The following is a 764-nucleotide window of genomic DNA, read 5'->3' on the forward strand; positions in this document are numbered from 1 at the left end:
ACATCATTGATGATCAGCTGACGACTCGTCTGCGTCACGACTTAGCAGAGAACTATCTAGCGAAAGAGGATAGTGGTGTCCAAAATCTGGGCATTGACAGCATGAATGTAGTCGACTGCCACATCTTATCTATTGGTCATATGCTGCGCACGCATAAGCTTGTCTGCTTCGATATGGACTCAACCTTGATCGAACAAGAAGTCATCGTTGAGCTGGCAAAGACTGCTGGTGTTGGTGAGCAAGTAGAAACCATCACAGAAGCCGCTATGCGTGGTGAAATTGATTTTGATGAATCCTTTGTGCAGCGCGTCTCATTACTAGAAGGCATCTCTACTACAGTATTGGATGATATTTGTGCGCGGCTGACTTTATCGACAGGTGCTCGTACCACTATCAGTGCTTTTAAAGCACTGGGCTACCACACGGTACTGCTCTCTGGTGGTTTTACTTATTTTGCCCGTTATGTCGCTGAACAATTGGGGATTGACGAAGTCCATGCCAACAACTTAGATATCGAAGAGGACGAAGTGACTGGTCATGTGCAGATGCCTATCGTCAATGGTGCCAAAAAAGCGTCTATTGTTGCGCATATTGCTGAGCGTATGGGCATAGAGATGTCACAAGTGGTCTGCGTTGGTGACGGTGCAAATGACTTACCCATGATGGCCAATGCCGATTTGGGTGTTGCTTATCATGCAAAATCTATTGTCCAAGCCCGTGCTGATGCAGCGGTAAACGTCACAGGTCTTGAAGGCGTACTCTAT

Annotated in this window: 1 protein-coding gene; it reads left to right on the forward strand. The window is 46.7% G+C overall.

Annotated features, from left to right (window positions below; translation table 11 throughout):
• Window positions 1-764 (forward strand): phosphoserine phosphatase SerB (serB, locus tag ACS8FD_RS19690; protein ID WP_439277109.1); only part of this gene is annotated, 764 nt, incomplete at both ends.

It is taken from the genome of Psychrobacter sp. 1U2 (assembly GCF_051847575.1).